Here is a 15,975-nt window from a genome sequence, read left to right as displayed (position 1 = left end):
TTATTTAACACCTATTCTATAAGATTCCTCCATAATATAATTACCAATACATATCCTTTATAATTAACTTTAATTTATACTCCTATAATACTCATTAATAAGTTTGTCCAATCTAACACTTAATTCTAAAATCTTATTGTCACTTAAAGAACTACTTTTGTCAATTTCATATTCTAGAATTTCTCTTATCTTATCAATTTCATCATATATCTCCATAAAACCACCTCTTCAATAATATTATTCTAAGATTACAACATAAATTTATTTAAATGTATCTTTTTGTAATATTGTTGTTTTTTTTTGTTAAAATGTATGGATATATTTTTATTCTCTTAATTCATATTTTCAACTTAATTGTTTAAAAAAGTATACTGTAAAGAATATAAACGAAATCTATAGTTTAGGATTTTTCTTTAAAATTATTTTAAATTGTGTACTAAATTTCTTAAGAGATTCTGGTTCAAGCTCTATGGTTCCTTCATGAAGATCAACTATTGTTTTAGCTATAGCAAGACCAAGACCTGATCCCTGTTTGCTATTTCTTGATTCATCACCTACTGTAAATGCTTCAAATATATTATTTGCTATATCTTTTGAAATTCCCTTTCCATCATCAGCAATTATTATTTCATAAATATCATTTTTTTCTTTCAATGATACATATATATTAGTACCTTTTTCATTATGTTTAATGCTATTGCCTAAAATATTATCAAATACCCTTTGTAACTGAACCTTATCAATTTTTATTTCCATTTCCTCTTCTGGAATATCCACTTCTATATTAAAGCCACTTTCAACTATATCTTCATATTTTAAAGCAATATATGCTCTTAAATATTCACTTAAATCAACTTTTTCAAAAATAAGATTAAAGTCTGGATGCTCTAGTTTACTGTATTCATGAAAAATATTAATAAGCTCTGTAAGCTTCTTTGATTTTTCATAAATAATCTTTATATACTTATCCTTATCTTCATCAGAAATTATTCCATCTGAAAGCGCTTTAGCGTATCCTTGAATACTTGTTATAGGTGTCTTTAAATCATGTGATATATCTGCCATCATACGTTCTTTATCATTCATCAACTTCTTACGTTGATTTTCACTATCTTCAAGCTTACTTACCATAATATTAAATCTATCACATATATCTACAAACTCACGAGGTCCACTATAATCTACAGGTTTTTTTCTTTTTCCTTCTGTTAAAAGTTCCATTGCTTTATTAAGCTTTTCTAATGGCTCATAAAACTTACTTCTAAGAACAAATACAAATATCACTACTAAAATTATATAAGCTATTCCAAACACAACAAAATCTATCTTAGTTAATATATTCATTTTTTTAAAGAAACTATTTGTGTACAACTCTCTTGATTTAATAATAGCTGTTCTTTTTATGCCGTCATTATTAATATATTGATACTTTTCAATAAATAGTCCATTATTATAATAACCTCTCATATAAATAATTTCTTTTTCAGTATAATTTTTTTTTGCTGGTGCATTATCACTTTCTAATATAACATTCAAATTTTTATCTAATACTTTAAACCATTTACTAGTAGATTTTAATGAATTGCTTATAACACCTTCTGAATAATATGATTCAGCAATAATTAGCTTATAACTTTCCCCATTTTCACTATAATAATCATATATATTTAAATATGTATCATCCTTTCTATAGTTTGGTATAGCATTTATCTCATCTTCATTATATTTTTCCTTATTAATATCCTTTCCTAAAGAATAAATTAAATTATAATTTTCATCTAATATTTCTATAGTACCATCTTCACCTGTTATCTCTTTTAGATTTAATTTATTAAATTTTTCTTCCTTCAAGTAATTTTGATATTTCTTAGTTAATCCTAAAATAGCATCATAATCACCAAATATTAAATAATTGCTAACATTGTTTATTAATATAGCTGAAATTATAATAATTACTGTGAATAATATGTAATTATTAATTAGAAGGGAAAATATACTTCCCCTTCTATTTGCCTTTTTAGATTTTTTCAATTTTATAACCAAGCCCCCTTACTGTTTTTAAATACATTGGGTTCTTTGAATCATCTTCTATTTTTTCTCTAATTCTATAAATATGCACCATTAATGCACCATCATCATTTTTGAAATATTCTCCATTAATATTTTCATAAATTTGCACCTTTGTATATACTCTTCCTGGATTACTCATTAAAAGAGCTAATATCTTAAATTCAGTTGGAGTTAGTTGAATTTCTTCCCCATTCTTAGTTAAAGATACTGTTTCTTCATTTAATACTAATTCACCAACTTTTAATATTTTCTTAGATTCTTCTACATTATCTAACTTAAATTCATAACACCTTCTTAAAAGTGACTTTACTCTAGCTACTACTTCCAATGGATTAAAAGGCTTTGTAAGATAATCATCAGCACCTAAGTCAAGACCTAGTATCTTTTCACTATCAAGAGTTTTAGCTGATAAAATTATAATGGGAATATTTGTTATCTCTCTAATTTTTTTAGTAAGTTCATAACCATTCATCTTAGGCATCATAATATCTAATAATGCTAAAGATATTTGACTATTTTTTACTATTTTAAAAGCATCTTCTCCATTATCTACAGATATAACTTTATATCCATCCTTTTCTAAATATAATCTTAATAAACCAACTATATCCTCATCATCTTCTGCAATTAATATATTTTTTGTCATATAATTAATTTACTCCTCTTTACTCGTATCTTAATGCATCAATAGGATTCATCTTTGCTGCTTTACTAGCTGGATAATATCCAAAGAATATCCCTATGGCCATACAGAAAGCAACTGAATATAAAATTGCATAAATATTAGCTTTAACACTATATCCCATGATTTTTGCACCTATTGCTCCAAAACAATTTCCTATTATAACACCTATTATACCTCCTATTATACATATAATTACCGCTTCCACAATAAATTGTATAAGTATAACCCTCTTTCCTGCTCCTAATGCTTTACGAATGCCTATCTCTTTTGTTCTTTCTGTAATTGAAACCATCATTATATTCATTACACCAATACCACCTACTAAAAGTGATATTGCTGCTACAGCACTTATTCCTAGTTTAATACTATTAATCATCTTATTTGTAGATTCCATCATTGATTCCATACTATATCCAGTTGGTTCAAATTTTTTATTTGATTTATAGGCTTCAGAAAAATAGCTGTTTGTCTTATTTAAAAACTCATTTAAATCTACATTTTCTTTAGGTATAATAGTAAAATATTCATACCCCTTACTTTTATTATTAATTTTTTTATAAATTGACATAGGAATAAATACTTTTGTACTTGTTTTTCCATCTGATGAATACATACCTTCTCCATCATTTTTATTATACTTATATACACCACATATATATAGCTTTACTGTATTCTTTCCTATATTTGCTTCAAAAGATTTACCTAAAACTTCATCATATGTATATTTACCTTTAAAATACTTATCAACAAAACTATCACTTACTACAGTAACAGCTCTTAATTCATCATTATCTTTTTCCGTTAAGGCTCTTCCAGATATTATTTTAACATTTTCACCTTTGAAGTAATCTGCATTTACAGCATATACCTCTATATCAACTTTGATTCTTCCATTTAAAAGAGTACTACTTCCAGCACTTTCTGAAAGAGGTACTGCTAATAAATCATCAGCAAATTTTTTTTTATAATCACTTATTATTTCATCTGTAACAAAATCCTTTTCTGTGGGTGCTTCATATTCAGAATAAATTTCTTCTCCATTTTCATTATATGTAATTAAATTTTTTTGTTCTAAGTACATATTAATATTTCTAGCACCAAAACCTGACATTTCACTATTTATTGATGCAGCCAGTGAATCTCCTATGGTAACAATGGTAATTACAGAGGCAATACCTATTATAATACCTAACATTGTAAGTAACGCTCTAAGCTTATTTGCTTTTAAACTGCTGATAGCTAGCCTTACATTTTCCATTAATCCCATTAACTCACCACCTCTTTGCTATCATTTATAATTTTTCCATCTTTTATGGTTACAATTCTAGGACATTGCTCTGCTATTTCTTTACTGTGAGTTATAAGAATAATTGTTTTTCCTTGATTTTTATTTAAATCATTAAAAATATTCATTACCATAGTACTAGTTTCACTATCAAGTGCTCCTGTTGGCTCATCCGCAAGAATTATTGCAGGATTATTAACTAAACTTCTAGCAATGGCAACTCTTTGCTTTTGTCCTCCTGAAAGCTCATTAGGCATATGATTCATTCTAGATTCCATTCCAACTTTACTTAAAAGCTCCTTAGCTCTTTTTGTACGCTGTTCTGCTGGTACACCTGCATAAAGCATAGGTAATTCCACATTTCTAAGAGCAGATGTTCTTCCTATCAAATTAAAATTTTGAAAAACAAAACCAATCTTTTTATTTCTAATAACATTCATTTCTGATTCATTGGCATTTTTTATATCTATACCATCTAAATAATATTCACCTTTAGTTTGTTTATCTAAAACCCCTATAATATTCATTAATGTAGATTTACCTGAACCTGATTCACCTACAATAGCCACAAATTCTCCTTCATAAATTTTCAAATCTATACCATGTAGTATTTCTATTTCACTTTCTAATCCAATATTATATGCCTTAATTATTTCTTTCATTTCTATTAGTGGTTTGACTTTATCTATCATTATGCTTCACCTTTACTTTCATTCTCAACACCTTCTGTTGTTTCATTATAATTTGTAAGATCAGCAAGTATTTCACTACCTTCTTTTATGCCACTTCCACTTACTTCAACATAATAATCATTTTCTTCTCCAAGAGTTACTTCTGTTTCAATAAATTGATTATCTTTTCCTTTTACCATTAGGAAATATTTTCCTCCCACCTCTTTAACTGCATCTTTAGGAACCATAAGAATATTTTTCTTTTCTGAAACTATTATCTCTGCTTTAGCATTTGTTCCAATATATAAATCTTTAGCATCATCTATAGATATATCTGCTGAAAAACCACTTGTTTCTCCAGCATTAGCTGTAGGAGATATTCTTGTAAGCTTTCCTGAAATCTTTTTATCACTAGAATTAGTAGTAATCAATGCATTCATACCTACTTTTGCATTTTTAATTTCATACTCTGGAATAATAGCACTTATAATAAGCTTATTATCAGATTGAATTGTAGCAACTTGTCCCTCTGGTACTGCCCCTACCTTTACTTTTAGTTCAGTTACCTTCCCATCTGTTTCAGCCTTTAATACAGTTTTTGATAATCTTTCTTCTAAATTTTTTAATTCTTCATTATCATCAGCTTTTTGTAGTTGTTTATATGCATCATTAACTGATGATTCAAGATTAGATATTTCTCCATCAGCACTATTAATCACACTTAAACGATTTGCTACTGCTGCTTCATATTGTTCCTTAGCTAAATTTCTATTGCTTATTTTTTCATTAAATATTGCCAGTGCTGCATTATAGCTTTCTTTTATTTCTTCATAATTATAAAGTTGTTTTGCTTCTTCTAATTCTCTTTGTTTATTATTTAAATTTTCTTCTGCACTTTTATAAGCTACATATTCATCAGAAGAAGCATTTCCTCCACTAGCTATCCAAGCATTATAAGCAGAATTTTTAATATTCTCAGCTTCATTATAATTATTTACTTTACTTTCTATTGCACTTAACATTGTGTTATATGTATTTTGAATCTTTTTATAAGTTCCATCATAATTATTTAAATCATTTTCTGTGTTTTCATAGTTACTTTTTAAATTTGATACTACATTATCTTGTGCTGATACTGAAGATACTTTAACATTTTTTGCTTCTTTTAACTGATTAGATAATTTATTATAATTAGCTTCTAATTCTTTCTTATTTTCAGCTATTTCAGATTTTTTCTTTTCAATTTCTTTTGTTATATCACCATCATCTAAAGTACAAATAACATCTCCAGCTTTAACATAGTCTCCAACTTTTACATTAACAGACTTAACTTTTTCCGTTAATGATGTTGAAACCATTGATACTTCTGCACTTTCAATTTTACCATTTACATTTATTGACCTATTTATTTCTCCCTTTTCAACAAAAACAGTTCTAGCATAATTTTCAGAATCTATTGTTTGTTGTGATTTATAAGAATTAATTTTAACAATAACAATTCCCCCAGCCAAAACAGCTAAAACCATAAATATACATAAACTCTTTTTATTTTTATATGTAAATTTTTTAATAACATCCTTAATCTCTTTTCTCTTCATAAAGCAGTTCATCCTTTCACTATTATATAAATTTATTTTAAATATTAGATATTAATTTTATACATAATATAACCTTAATATAACCTTAATATATTATAGTGACTATAAAATATTCATTTATAATAAGAAAGAGTCTTTTCTAACTCTTTAACTTAGAAAAGACTCTTTTTTTATTTTTAAATGCTAAAATTAATATTCCCAATGAAAATATAGAAATCCCTATGCCTAATCTTAAACCTGGTAACTTATATTTAAATTCAATTTTATGTTGTCCTGGCTGAAGTTTTACACCAATTAATCCATTTAAAATTTTAAAATAATCATACTCCTCACCATCAACTTTTAAATTCCAACCTTCATCATAAGGAATTGAAGTATACATCAATGTCTTATCTGCTGTTACCTTTATATCACCTTTAATATATCCATCTTTATATATTGTATTTTCTATTATATTATAAGATAAATTTTTATAAATGTCTTGGAATCTATCCATATCACAATAATATAATTGTACTTCATCTAAACTAAAGCTATCATTTAATACAGAAATTTCAATGGTTATTTCTTCATCCTTATCATAGGTGCCAATAAATTGAATATTATAACCATAACCTGTAAACTGATCATACTTTACATTATTATTTACTGTTATGTTAACACTATTTTGTGAACTAATATTACTTTTCTTGCTACTAAAACCATTTTCATATTCACTGGATTTTAAAAACATATATATTGGTGCATATTGCTCAGCCTTTACAATAAACTCTATGGTAGCTTTTACACCCTTAATTTCCTTTTGATATACTGTTTCATCATCATATTTCACTTCTGATAAGTTATTTAATTTAATATCAGTGATATTTAATACTTTATATATATCATAATTTTCATTAACCATTAACTTTAATATATCGTTACTATAAACAAATTTATTTTTAACTTCATTGATATTGGTAGACTCTAATCTTTCATTAACCATAAATGCTATAGGTAAAGCATAAGGATTTTCATAAACAGCATAACTCCCTTCTGTTTTAACCTTTTTATAAAACATATTTTGCTTATATTTATAGCACTTAAAAAATTCTGGCTGCTCCATGGAAATCAGATATTTAATACCTAAAATTGAATCTATGGGAATTGTTGAACCCATATTATAAACATTATTAATGACACTGGTTTTAAAACCAAAACTCTTAATTAACTTAGCTGTGTTTTCCTCATTAGCTGAGCTAGAATGACCAAGACCATTATAATTTAAAAGCATAGAATCATTTAAGGTATTTCTATAAACTTGTTCAATTCTATAAAAATTATCATTTAGTGATTTTACTTCTTCAATTAATGGTGAGATGGTTTCAATATAGCCTCCAATATGCTCTTTATCAATATATTTAATATTTTTCATGGAAAGATAAGAATTTAAAGTAAGCTCTGTGACAAGTAGTACACTAATTAAGGGCAATATAATTCTGTTGATATCATTAAATTTAATAAAAGTAGTTAAGATAATAACATAAGAAACACTAATTACAAATGTAACTACTATTTTATTTATATCTAAATAATCATAATCTCCATAACTTACTAAGATACTTATCATTGCAAAAAAAAGCGTTACTATAAACAAACTTTTAAAGTTAGTGCTTTTAATTTTTAACCAAGCTTCATATGATAAAGTAATTACAAAAAAGCAAAATATAAATGAATTTCTATATTGAAATCCTATGGGATAATCAAAGCCATGCCATAATAATATAAATGTGCTTATAAAAAAGCTTAAAGCAATAAAACCTAGTACTATTAAAGAAGTAAGTTTATTTCTTAGCTTAATTTCCTTATTAAAAAAATATAATATTAATAATTCTGCCACCATAACTGAACAATAAATATTGGCAGGTGACTTCATTACTTGTCCCATATTATAACTACCAATAAATAACTTGCTTAAGATGCTACTTAAATCCTGTTTAATGGTTATAGCTTCACTAAACAAATTAAAATCAGCCTTACCAGTACTTAAAGATATTGCCACTGGAATAAGTAAAAAAGCTGCTAATCCTCCAGTAATAATTGATGAATAAAAAAACTTAACTGTCCCTGACAAAGTAATTCTTCTATAAATACTGGCTTTATAGAAAAAGTATAATACTGAAAAAATACATATCATATAGCCTATATAATAATTGCTTACAATAACCATAAATAAAGCTATCATATATAATTTATATTTTTCATTAACTATTACTTCTTCAATACCTAATGCCACCAATGGTAATAGCATCATCCCATCCATCCACATTATATTCATTTGAAAACATATGTTATATCCCATAAGTCCATAACATAAGGAAAAAATCACTACTGATAAATCCTTCTTTTTATAAACCTTGCTTATATATATGGAAAAACATAAGGAAGCTAACCCTATCTTTATTAAATAAATACTAAAGATAAACTCACCTATAGCTGACTTAGGAAAAAATATCAAAAGCAAATTTAATGGACTTGCTAAATAGTAAGCAAATAACCCTATATTATTTCCACCAAGAGATTTATTAAATGAATAAAATATACTGCCATCTCCACTTAAAATTTCTTTAAATTTACCAAAATAAGCAACATATTGAGTATACATATCACTGGACACTATAGTCTTTTCACCAATAAAGCCTACTCCTAAGACTGTAAATATTATAAACAGTAGAACTATTGGAAGTATAAAGGATAAAATAAAGATATAGTTTTCTTTAATTTTCTTCATATGACCTAACTTCATCCTCAACTACATTTATTACTATCACTATTTTCTTATTTCTCTCTAAATTACTATTACTTATATAACCATTATTTATTCTCCATACATTATCCATAATTCACCTCTAAGTATTATTTACATTTTTCACATATTTATTTTACTATATTTGTCAAATAATACTTAAATTTTCATACGTCAATTTTCAACATTTCCCTACAATTTATTTTTATAATATTCTCTAAAATATCACTTTTATTAATTGGTTTTAATTTCTTTTTATGTTAATATATTCTTAGTATTTTAAAAAGGAGATTACTAGATGAACTGGAAAAAACTAATAAATATTCATGATTTAAAAGAATTTTTTATAAAAATAAAGTGGATTTTATCCCATGCTAAACCTGTAATACCATTTTTAATCTTTACTACTGTAATAAGTTCAGCTTCCTCTTTAATCAGCGTTTATAATACGTTAATTTCCAAATCATTAATAGATAATGCTATAGGCGGTAACACCTCGCAAGTGATAAAGTATCTTATTATCATGATCAGTATTACTTTAGGTATGATGTTATTAAATCCTATAACATCTTTATTAAGCACCCATGCTTCTACAAAGCTTAATCAAAATATTCAAAATAAAATGTTTGAACATATTGAATATAGTAGCTGGCTTGAACAAAGTAAATTTCATAGTGTAAGTTTATTGACAAGAATAACTTCTGATGTAGCAACTATAAGTTCTACTTTGCTTAGTACCATTCCTAACATTATTTCAATTTTAGTAACACTATTAGCTTCTTTTTCTACGCTTATTTATTTAGCTCCCTCCATTGCTATAATTGCAATATTTATTGGACCATTTCTTGTGTTAGTAAGCAGATATTTTAGCAAAAAGTTAAAAGCTCTTTATAAGAAAGCTCAAGAAGAAGATGTTAAATATAGAGCCTTCATTCAAGAATCTGTACAAAATATAATGATTGTAAAGACTTTTTGTATGGAAAAAATAAATATGGATAGATTAATACAAATTCAAAATAATAAATATAATATAGCCATGAAAAATACTAAACTTTCAGCTATGACTGGATTAGCCATGTCACTATGTTCAAACTTAGCTTACTTTACAATCTTTTGCTGGGGTGCTTTAAATATTTCTACTGGAGTAACTACTTATGGTACCTTTACAGCCATGCTACAGCTATATGGAAAGGTACAATCTCCATTTTCTTCATTGGCATCTATGTTTCCTGGATTAATATCAACTATTGCCGCTGCCGAAAGATTAATGGAACTTGAAGAAATACCATTGGAAAAATCATCAGAAAAAGAAGTTATTGATTTTATTAATCCAGAAATAACCTTTGAAGATGTATCTTTTGAATATAAAAAAGGTACTAAAATTATTAATGATATTAATTTAACTATTCCTTATGGTGAAACCATTGCTTTTGTAGGTCCATCTGGTGAAGGGAAAACCACTTTAATTAGACTGATACTTGCGCTAATAAATCCAAGCAGTGGTAAAGTTTATTTAAAAGAAAATAATAAAAAGGATTCCTTTAATAGAGATTACAGAAATTTAATTTCTTATGTTCCACAAGGAAATACTTTATTTTCTGGTACTATTGAAGACAACTTAAGATATGGTAACTTTGAAGCTACAGAAGAAGAAATATATGAAGCTTTAAAAAACGCCTGCGCTTTAGATTTCGTTAATGAATTAGAAAATGGCATTGAAACAGTAATTGGTGAAAAAGCTACTGGCATTTCCGAGGGACAAGCTCAACGCTTAGCCATAGCTCGCTCATTCTTAAGAAAGAAACCAATATTAATCTTAGATGAAGCAACTTCTGCTCTTGATCCTGAAACAGAAGTAAGTGTTTTAAAATCAGTTAAATCACTGCCCCATAAACCAACTTGCATCATCATAACTCATAGACCTTCAGCCCTTAATATTTGTCATCGTATAATACGACTGGAAAAAGGTCATTTAAAACAAGTAAGTAAGGAAAGTATCTTAGAAGTTGCCACTGAACTAGTATAACATTTTATAAAAAAACACCTAACAACATAATAAACATGCTGTTAGGTGTTTTTTATATTTATTCAAATTCACTTCTGATTTTCTTAAGTTCATTTAATAACTCATAAAAATTATTAATATAATCAATATATTCTTCATGAGTTAAAATTTCATAATCATCACTGGCATATCTTCTACTAAAATAAAAATCTTTTAAATCTCTACAAAGACTCTTATACTTTTTTAATTCTGGATAACCTTGCAAATATAATACTTCTAATAGTTTAACAAGATTATGTTCTTTTGATATCACTCCGTACTTCTTCTGAATAATAGCTTTTAAATTTTTTTCAATACATTGCTGACAATGAACTAGCACTCCATCTTCTAATCCTTCATTATCTTTCGTTGAATCTATAAATTTTTCATCAATATCTGCAAAATAAAACATATCTCTCTTAACCATAATTCCACTTCCTTATATCTATTAAATCTTTTATTATATCTCCTTCAAAGCTTATTTCCTTACTTAATTCAATATATCTATTTTTATTATATAATTTAATATCTACACTTCTACTTAAATTTAGGTTATCTATATCATCTTCTAATTCATGTCTTAATTTTCTTAATTCACTAACACTTTTATTATCATCAATTAATATTAATATATCAATATCACTACTATTTTTATATTTTCCCTTTGCTATAGAACCAAATAATAATATATCTGCATTTTTTAATCTATAAATACATATATCTCTAATCTTAATAATCTCATTTCTTATGTTTTTATCAAGAGAGTACTCAACATCATTTTTTATATTACAACCATAAAACATGATTTAATCACATCCTAAATAATATCATTTTATAATATTATATCCTAAAATTTATTTTTATTATATATATATATTGTTAAAATCAATAAGTTTAAAATTGAATCTATACTTTTCTATTTAAAATAAAAAATAAGCTTAAGGTCATATTTATCCTTAAGCTTATTTTTTACTAAATTACATTTTTAATATTATGAGCCACTTACTGTTGAATCATTTGAACCATGATTTTTTGGATGCCATCTATTATGCTTATTACACCATACCCAATCTGGGTGCTGAGTAGGTTTTTTATTTGGATCTGTGTAGTCTTCATTGCCTAATCCAATAACTTCTGTACCTACCCAATTACAATAATCTACATACTCTATATCATTTGTTAAGTTTACTGATAAATCTCTTAATTCAGGTTTTACAAATTCTTTTTTCATTTTCCATTCTCCTTTTAAGTTAATATTTATTTATTTTAAGACTATAATAAGTCATAGATACTAACTAGCAAATTTGGCAACTACGGCATATCCATGTCTATTGCCTCCACCTGTAACAAAATAATCTCCACATCTGATCCAAGCATGAGCTAACATTTGATTATTATTGTCTTTCTTTACTCCTAAATAAAGAGTTGTAGATACTCCCTGTTTCTTTAACATTTTTTGAGCCGTTAATGCTTGTACTAAACATTTACTTTCCCATGGTGTATGATAAGATACTATTCCTACTATCCTTGCTATTCTTACAGCTTTTTTATAGCATTCATCATCTACTTCCTGTGGTGACTCCAACTTAATCTTACCCATACGCTTTCTCAATTTATTAAATGGTACAAATAATATAAAAGATCTAAAGTAACCCATATATATAAATGCTTTTATAAAAGCTAATTTATCCTGATTTTTTATTTTGAAAAATGTTTTTATTTTTTTAAAGAACTTTAATAAGCTCTGCATCTTTTAATCTTCCTAAAAACTCCATTACAGTATTTTCACAAGTTTCTTCATCTACTTGATATTCATTAGTTAAAGTTTCTATTATATTTACTATAGAAGTATTTCCCTCAATAAGTTCCCATATTCTACTTCCTACTTCATTCATCATAAAGTATTGACCTTTATCTAGGTTCATCATTACTTTTTCACCATCAAGATCCGTATCATCTATTTCTTCATTTTTTGAAACAACAGAATCAAGATTAACTCCATAATCCTTTTTTACTTCTCCAACTTTTCCTGAAAACTTTTTAAAATCTAACATATGATTCACTCCTTCTTAATTTATACTTTGTAATGTTTTAATTTTTTCTTCCAATAATTCTATCTGCTTATCTACTGTAAATTGACCTTCTGGTCTTATAATCTTATAAAATTTTATGCTCTTGGCAATTTGTAGTAAAGTCTTGAAAGCAATTGGTGATATTCCCCCCATTGCTTGTACAAATTCTGCTCTATATCTATTGGTTATAAGTTTATTTAGTTTTTCACTACCTTTTATTTCTTCAATTTGAACCTGAGCAGTATCACTTACTGACAATTCACATAAAGCAAAAAGCCTAGTATCCTCATATATAAAATCATCATGAGCATCCACTAAATATTTAATTTCAGTATCACTCATAAATGAAAAATATTTTTCTTTATCATATTCTAATTTATCCATAGCGCTACTGCATAGCTTTTGATAAGGAAACCCATGCTTCACCATTGGAATATTATTTTTCATTTCTAAAGCAGCTACATCATCAGAAATAAATTGATATCCTTTTAATCTTAAAGCAGTGGTAAGTGTTGATTTTCCAGCCCCTCTATCACCTGTTAAAATTATAGCTTTATTATCAACAACAATAGTTCCTCCGTGAATAGCTATAATATCCCTTTGTATCATTATAAAACCTAAACAGCTACACATTAAAAACACTCTTAAAATGTACGGGTCTGCCTTTTCACAAGGTTCAAATTCAATGAACTCCCCATTAGTCACTCTATAAGTAGCCACTTCATCAATATGAAACCACACTTCTTCTTTAGAAAAAAAAGCTTTTTTATTATCTTCTATACTTTTTTTTATATTGGCTGGCATTTTACTATATATCATATTAACTTTATTATCAGTATTAATATTTTCAATTGGTACAAACTCATCTATTTTTATTTCTGATTCAATATCTAAGCCATATACTTCATAATAAAACTTACTTTTTCCTGAATTCATACTTTCTCTCCATTTTAAATATAATTTTTAATTTTTTCATAATATATGAATAAACAAGGTAGAAATTAATCTACCTTGTTTATTCATATATAATTTCTTTTTAAAATTAAGATATTATACATGACTTAGTATTTTCATCATATTTAGGACAAATTGGTAAATGATTTGTGCTAAAATCATAACGTGCTAAAGATTCTGTATTAAATATATATTCACTATTCTTTAAACAACAAGGACAATGCCATCCATATAATGGTTCCATTGAACGTGGTGAACTTATAGTTGGTTCTATTACTTTAGTTCTTCTTACATCTAATTCTTTTAATTCTGGATTCATCCATTTTTTTATCATTTTTACCTCCAATATGTTTATAATTTAATTAAGGTTTATTATATATTTCAAATAAAATGTATAACCTTATATTATATTTTACCATATTTTCCTATTTTTTTATAATTAATCGTATTACAAATTTCTCTTCTTTTCGCAATTAACTATATTTCTTTATTAATATTTAATATCTCACTTCTTCCGATAGAATAGTAATCTATATTATATTCTTCTACTAAATCAATATCATAACAATTACGACCATCAAAAATTATTGGTGTTTTCATTAAATTTTCATAAAGTTTTAAATCCAAATTTTTAATTTCTTTCCATTCTGTAAATATGAACACTACTTCTGCATTTTTTAATGCTTCCTCTGGACAATTTACATATTCAATTCCTGATTTAAATATTTTTTTAAAATTTTCTTCACCTATAGGGTCATAAGCGACTATTTTTGCTCCTTCCTCTAATAACCTATTAATATTAGGAATAGATGGAGCTTCTCTTAAATCATCTGTTTCAGGTTTAAAAGTTAATCCAAGTACTGCTAATTTCATTCCTTTTAAAGTTCCAAATCGTTTTTTTGCTTTTCTAAACATCTTATACTTTTGATTTTCATTAACTTCTATTGTAGCTTTAATAGTTTTTATTTCGTATCCACTATCATTAGCTAACCAATGTAAAGCTTTTGTATCTTTAGGAAAACATGATCCTCCATAACCAAGACCAGCTTTTAAAAACTTGTCCCCAATTCTTTTATCATAACTCATACCTTTAGCTACATCTTCTATATTAGCTCCAACAATCTCACAAACATTTGCCATTTCATTTATAAAACTTACTTTTAACGCTAAAAAATCATTAGAAGCATACTTAATCATTTCAGCACTTCTTCTATTAGTAACTACTATAGGTTGTTTAAATGCTTCATAAACGTATCTTAATTTTTCTTCTGCCTTTTTACTTTCAACTCCAATAACTATCCTTGATGCGTGCAAAGTATCTACAACTGCAGTTCCTTGTGATAAAAACTCTGGATTTGAAGCCACTTCAATATTCACATTATTTATTACATTTTCTCTTAAATACGCTTCTACTCTATCATTAGTTCCAATTGGAACAGTTGACTTAACCACTACTAAGCAATCATTTTCAATATTTTCAGCAATTTCTTTGCAGACAGTAAAAACATAATCAAGATTAGCTGAACCATCTTCTCTTTCAGGAGTTCCTACCCCTATAAATACTATCTCTGCATTTTTATAAGCATTTTTATAATCTGTTGTAAAATTTAATCTTCCTTCATCATGATTTTTCTTTAATAATTCATCTAATCCAGGCTCATATATAGGAGAAATTCCTTCCTTCATCATTGTAATCTTGTTTTCATCTATATCTACACAAGTTACATTATGTCCTATTTCCGATAAACAAGCTCCTGTAACTAATCCTACATAACCTGTTCCTGCTACAACTATTCTCATAATTAACTCCT

General features: G+C 26.5%; 17 protein-coding genes. 1 reads left to right on the top strand and 16 read right to left on the bottom strand.

Going from position 1 to position 15,975, the window contains the following annotated elements; translation table 11 throughout:
• Nucleotides 1-69: 69 nt before the first annotated feature.
• The 8 genes from BHW04_RS04570 to BHW04_RS04535 all read right to left on the bottom strand — a co-directional run bounded on the left by BHW04_RS04570 (nucleotide 70) and on the right by BHW04_RS04535 (nucleotide 9,188).
• Nucleotides 70-216, bottom strand: coding sequence for an aspartyl-phosphate phosphatase Spo0E family protein (locus tag BHW04_RS04570; protein ID WP_022212173.1), 147 nt, complete (start codon nucleotides 214-216; stop codon nucleotides 70-72).
• A gap of 177 nt (nucleotides 217-393) precedes the next feature.
• Complete coding sequence (locus BHW04_RS04565) at nucleotides 394-2,031, bottom strand: sensor histidine kinase (protein WP_302699056.1); 1,638 nt, start codon at nucleotides 2,029-2,031, stop codon at nucleotides 394-396.
• Nucleotides 2,018-2,716 carry a response regulator transcription factor gene (locus BHW04_RS04560; RefSeq protein WP_022167042.1) on the bottom strand — a complete coding sequence of 233 codons (699 nt, stop codon included), beginning with the start codon at nucleotides 2,714-2,716 and terminating at the stop codon, nucleotides 2,018-2,020. Before BHW04_RS04560 ends, BHW04_RS04565 begins: the two co-directional genes overlap by 14 nt.
• 19 nt (nucleotides 2,717-2,735) lie before the next feature.
• On the bottom strand, nucleotides 2,736-4,022 hold the full coding sequence (locus BHW04_RS04555; RefSeq protein ID WP_302630674.1) for an ABC transporter permease: 1,287 nt from the start codon (nucleotides 4,020-4,022) through the stop codon (nucleotides 2,736-2,738).
• Complete coding sequence (locus tag BHW04_RS04550; RefSeq protein WP_302699055.1) at nucleotides 4,022-4,732, bottom strand: ABC transporter ATP-binding protein; 711 nt, start codon at nucleotides 4,730-4,732, stop codon at nucleotides 4,022-4,024. The genes BHW04_RS04555 and BHW04_RS04550 overlap by 1 nt, the downstream gene beginning before the upstream one ends.
• Nucleotides 4,732-6,309 (bottom strand): efflux RND transporter periplasmic adaptor subunit, encoded by a 1,578-nt coding sequence (locus BHW04_RS04545; RefSeq protein WP_302699054.1) that lies wholly within the window; start codon nucleotides 6,307-6,309, stop codon nucleotides 4,732-4,734. Before BHW04_RS04545 ends, BHW04_RS04550 begins: the two co-directional genes overlap by 1 nt.
• Nucleotides 6,310-6,448: 139 nt before the next feature.
• Nucleotides 6,449-9,079: a YfhO family protein gene (locus BHW04_RS04540; RefSeq protein ID WP_302699052.1), complete on the bottom strand. Its 2,631-nt coding sequence runs from the start codon at nucleotides 9,077-9,079 to the stop codon at nucleotides 6,449-6,451.
• Nucleotides 9,066-9,188: a hypothetical protein gene (locus BHW04_RS04535; RefSeq protein ID WP_022212180.1), complete on the bottom strand. Its 123-nt coding sequence runs from the start codon at nucleotides 9,186-9,188 to the stop codon at nucleotides 9,066-9,068. Before BHW04_RS04535 ends, BHW04_RS04540 begins: the two co-directional genes overlap by 14 nt.
• 204 nt (nucleotides 9,189-9,392) lie before the next feature.
• Here BHW04_RS04535 and BHW04_RS04530 point away from each other — a divergent pair, with 204 nt between their 5' ends.
• On the top strand, nucleotides 9,393-11,120 hold the full coding sequence (locus BHW04_RS04530) for an ABC transporter ATP-binding protein (RefSeq protein ID WP_022212181.1): 1,728 nt from the start codon (nucleotides 9,393-9,395) through the stop codon (nucleotides 11,118-11,120).
• A 58-nt stretch (nucleotides 11,121-11,178) separates the two neighbouring features.
• Here the strand turns inward: BHW04_RS04530 and BHW04_RS04525 are convergent, their stop codons facing one another.
• The 8 genes from BHW04_RS04525 to BHW04_RS04490 all read right to left on the bottom strand — a co-directional run bounded on the left by BHW04_RS04525 (nucleotide 11,179) and on the right by BHW04_RS04490 (nucleotide 15,964).
• Nucleotides 11,179-11,565: a HEPN domain-containing protein gene (locus BHW04_RS04525; RefSeq protein ID WP_022212182.1), complete on the bottom strand. Its 387-nt coding sequence runs from the start codon at nucleotides 11,563-11,565 to the stop codon at nucleotides 11,179-11,181.
• The gene (locus BHW04_RS04520; protein WP_022212183.1) at nucleotides 11,558-11,941 is read right to left on the bottom strand and encodes a nucleotidyltransferase domain-containing protein; all 384 of its coding nucleotides are present in this window, start codon (nucleotides 11,939-11,941) and stop codon (nucleotides 11,558-11,560) included. Before BHW04_RS04520 ends, BHW04_RS04525 begins: the two co-directional genes overlap by 8 nt.
• 188 nt (nucleotides 11,942-12,129) lie before the next feature.
• Nucleotides 12,130-12,369 carry a hypothetical protein gene (locus BHW04_RS04515; protein WP_022212184.1) on the bottom strand — a complete coding sequence of 80 codons (240 nt, stop codon included), beginning with the start codon at nucleotides 12,367-12,369 and terminating at the stop codon, nucleotides 12,130-12,132.
• Between the two features lie 60 nt (nucleotides 12,370-12,429).
• The gene (locus BHW04_RS04510) at nucleotides 12,430-12,888 is read right to left on the bottom strand and encodes a lasso peptide biosynthesis B2 protein (RefSeq protein WP_022212185.1); all 459 of its coding nucleotides are present in this window, start codon (nucleotides 12,886-12,888) and stop codon (nucleotides 12,430-12,432) included.
• Nucleotides 12,863-13,192, bottom strand: coding sequence for a lasso peptide biosynthesis PqqD family chaperone (locus BHW04_RS04505; RefSeq protein WP_022212186.1), 330 nt, complete (start codon nucleotides 13,190-13,192; stop codon nucleotides 12,863-12,865). Before BHW04_RS04505 ends, BHW04_RS04510 begins: the two co-directional genes overlap by 26 nt.
• Nucleotides 13,193-13,207: 15 nt before the next feature.
• Nucleotides 13,208-14,146 carry a hypothetical protein gene (locus tag BHW04_RS04500; RefSeq protein WP_022212187.1) on the bottom strand — a complete coding sequence of 313 codons (939 nt, stop codon included), beginning with the start codon at nucleotides 14,144-14,146 and terminating at the stop codon, nucleotides 13,208-13,210.
• Nucleotides 14,147-14,252: 106 nt separating this feature from the next.
• Nucleotides 14,253-14,498 (bottom strand): hypothetical protein, encoded by a 246-nt coding sequence (locus BHW04_RS04495; RefSeq protein WP_022212188.1) that lies wholly within the window; start codon nucleotides 14,496-14,498, stop codon nucleotides 14,253-14,255.
• A gap of 143 nt (nucleotides 14,499-14,641) precedes the next feature.
• Nucleotides 14,642-15,964: a UDP-glucose dehydrogenase family protein gene (locus tag BHW04_RS04490; RefSeq protein ID WP_302699048.1), complete on the bottom strand. Its 1,323-nt coding sequence runs from the start codon at nucleotides 15,962-15,964 to the stop codon at nucleotides 14,642-14,644.
• Nucleotides 15,965-15,975 lie beyond the last annotated feature (11 nt).

This window comes from Clostridium sp. 29_15 (genome assembly GCF_001916075.1).
In the GTDB taxonomy this organism is placed as follows: Bacteria; Bacillota; Clostridia; order Clostridiales; family Clostridiaceae; genus Clostridium; species Clostridium lentum.
Note: the sequence above shows the minus strand (reverse complement) of the source record. Positions and strands in the feature narration are given on the sequence as shown.